We start from the raw sequence: 3,230 nt of genomic DNA on the forward strand, positions 1-3,230 counted from the left end.
GCCGGCCGCCGGGACCCCGGCGGCGGAGACGGTGACCACCGGGATGGTCGTCTCCTTGGCGAGCCGGCGGCCGTACTCGTCGTCGACGTTGACCACCCCGAGGCGGGCGCGGCGCTCGGTGAAGAGCTGCGCCTTGGCCTGGAAGTAGTCCTCCATGTCCGAGTGGAACTCCATGTGCTCCGGGCTCAGGTTGTTGAAGACGGCGACGTCGAAGACGCATCCGTCGACCCGGCCGAGCACCAGGGCGTGGCTGGAGACCTCCATGGCGACGGCCTCGACCCCGCGTTCGCGCATGACCGCGAACAGGGCCTGGAGGTCGGTGGCCTCGGGGGTGGTGCGCTCCGACTTGATGCGCTCGTCGCCGATGCGCATCTCGACGGTGCCGACCAGGCCGGTGCTGCGTCCGGCGCCGCGCAGACCGCCCTCGACGAGGTACGCCGTGGTGGTCTTGCCGGAGGTGCCGGTGATGCCGATCTGGAGCAGTCCTTCACCGGGACGGCCGTAGATCGTGGCGGCGAGCTCACCCATGCGGGCGCGCGGGTCGGCGACCGCGAGGACCGGCAGTCCGGTCGCGGCCGCGCGGTCGGCACCCGCCGGGTCGGTCAGCACGGCCGCGGCGCCGAGCGCGGCCGCCTGGGCCGCGAAGTCGGCGCCGTGCAGCTTCGCGCCGGGCAGGGCCGCGTACAGGTCGCCGGGACGCACCGCACGGGAGTCGTGCGTGATCCCGGTGATCTGTGGCGGCTGCGGCTGCGACGGCTGCCGCGCGGAGCCTGAGCCGGAGGCTTCGATGCCCAGCAGGGTGGCCAGCTCGCCCAGAGGGGTCGGGCGGGCGGTCACGGGCCGGGGCGCTCCCGGCGGCGTTGCCGGGGCGTCTTTCTGGGTCGTTCTGGGCTGATCAGCGTGGGGCACGGCGGTGAGCGTACCGGGCGCGGCGGGCCGCTCGCGAAGTGAGGGCCCGGCCGTGCTGCCGGCGGCCGACGGGTTCCCGGGTTTCGGGGTGATCGTTGTCACTGATGGTGCCTCACGGATTTCTGGCGGGCCGGCGGGCCCGCCGGGTCACTGGCCGGGCTGCCGGCTGGGCTGTGCGGAGGGCTGGGTTGCGGGCGGGGGGCCGGCGTCGAAGGTGACGGGGAGCCCGGCGGGGGCGGTTCCGGTCGGGGCGACCTGGAGGGTCTTGAGGGCGAACTCCATGACCTTCTTGTAGATCGGGCCGCAGATCTGGCCACCGAAGTAGCTGCCCTTGGTGGGGTTCTGGATGGCGCAGTAGACGGTGATGCGCGGGTTGTCGGCGGGGGCGAAACCGGCGAAGGAGGCGGTGTAGCCCTTGTATCGGCCGGTGGCCGGATCCACCCGGTTGGAGGTGCCGGTCTTGCCGCCGACCCGGTAGCCGGGGATCCGGGCCTTGGTGCCGGTGCCCTCCTGGTCGTCGACGACCGACTCCAGCATCTCGGACAGGGTCTTGGCGGTCTCCGCGCTGATCACGCGGGTCTGCTCGGGGGCCGGGGCCGGGGTGAAGCGGCCGTCGGGTCCCTTGGTGCCGCGGACCAGGGTGGGGGCGATCCGGACCCCGCCGTTGGCGATCGTCGAGTACACGGAGGCCGCCTGCATGGCGTTGAGGGACAGGCCCTGGCCGAAAGGGATCGTGTACTGCTGGGAGGTGGACCAGGCCTCGGGCCTGGCGAGGATGCCGCGGGACTCGCCCGGGTAGTTCAGGCCGGTGGGCCGCCCGATGCCGAACTTGTCCAGGTACGCGTACAGGACCCGGTTGGCCTCGGGCTGGGTGGCGCCGAGCTGGCCGGTGGCGAGGATCGTGCCGATGTTGGAGGACTTGGCGAGGACCCCGTTGAGGGTCAGGTACCAGGTCGGGTGGTCGATGTCGTCCTTGAACAGCCGGTCGCCGCGGTGCAGCCGGTTGGGCACCTCGACGTGGGTCCCGGGGGTGGCCTTCTTCTCCTCCAGTACGGCGGCCATCGACATCACCTTGGCGGTGGAGCCGGGCTCGTACACGTCCTGGAGCGCCGCGTTGCCCATGGCGGCGGAGCTGGCCTTCGACAGGTCGTTGGGGTCGAAGCCCGGGGCGTTGGCCATGGCCAGCACCTCGCCGGTGCGGGTGTCCTGGACGATGACGTAGCCGCGGTCCGCCTCCGACTTGGCGACCTGCTCGGTGATGGCGCTCTGCGCCGCCCACTGGATGTCGCGGTCGATCGTCAGCTCGATGTCCTCGCCGGGCACGGCGGGCTTCTCGCTGGATCCGGCGGTGGGCACGCGGCGGCCGCCGGACTGGGCGTACGTGATCGCGCCGTCCTTGCCGGCCAGCTTCTTGTCGAGGGAGGACTCCAGCCCGCCGGCGCCCTTGCCCTCGGCGTTGACGTAGCCCAGTATCCCGGCGGCCAGGTCCCCGCCCGGGTACACGCGCTTGCTGCTGTCCTCGTTGAACACGCCGGCGAGGACGTTGGCGCCGGGGCCGTTGTTCTTCTTGTCGGCGGCGGCCTTGTCGGCGAAGACCCGCTTGAGGTCCTTGATCTGGTTCCAGACCTGAGGGGTCTGGCGGCGGGCCAGGATGACGTAGCGGGTGTTCTTGGTCTTGAGGCGGGCCGCGAGCTCCTTGGCGTCCTTGCCGAGGATGGGTGCGAGGAGGGCGGCGGCCTGTTCGGGGGCGTCCGGGGCCTTGCTGTCCTGCGGGGTGAACATCTTGGGGTCGGCGGTGATGTCGTACGCGTCGACGCTGGTGGCGAGGGCCACGCCCTTGCGGTCGGTGATCTCGCCGCGCTCGGCGGCCAGCGTGTAGCTGGCGAAGCGGTTCTCGGAGGCCTTGGCCGAGTAGGCGGAGGCGTCGACGGCCTGCACCTGGAGCAGGCGTACGACGAAGGCCAGCATGACGAGGGTCAGCCCGACGCTGACGAGGCGCAGCCGGGGCTTGGGGCTGCCGAGGCGGATGGTGTGCGGTGTCCTGGCCGGGGCGGGTCTGCGCGTGGCCGGCCGGGAGTTGGCCCGGGCCCGCTCGGCGCCCCCGGGCCGCGCCCGCCCCGGTCCGGGCACCCGGCGCCGCCCGTCCTGGGGCCTCACGCCGCCACCCCGCACGCCCGGGCGCTTCCGGGCGGGGTCCGGTGGGGGGAGCAGGGCGGGGCGGGGGCGGGCGATCCGGTGCAGCGTCCCGCAGCAGCTGTCCGCGGCACGACGTCCCCGTCCGGGGGGCGGGGTGGACTGGGGGGCTCCCCCGGGCACGGGCC

2 protein-coding genes are annotated in these 3,230 nt (G+C 73.3%); both read right to left on the minus strand.

Annotation, left to right across the window (positions count from 1 at the left end):
- On the minus strand, positions 1 to 1,011 hold a 1,011-nt coding region (locus tag ACFXA3_RS12505), incomplete at its 3' end, for a Mur ligase family protein (protein WP_385185718.1).
- Positions 1,012 to 1,056: 45 nt separating this feature from the next.
- Positions 1,057 to 3,066 (minus strand): peptidoglycan D,D-transpeptidase FtsI family protein, encoded by a 2,010-nt coding sequence (locus ACFXA3_RS12510; RefSeq protein ID WP_385185720.1) that lies wholly within the window; start codon positions 3,064 to 3,066, stop codon positions 1,057 to 1,059.
- Between the last annotated feature and the right edge of the window lie 164 nt (positions 3,067 to 3,230).

The sequence above is a fragment of the Streptomyces sp. NPDC059456 genome (genome assembly GCF_042750055.1).
Lineage (GTDB): Bacteria > Actinomycetota > Actinomycetes > Streptomycetales > Streptomycetaceae > Streptomyces.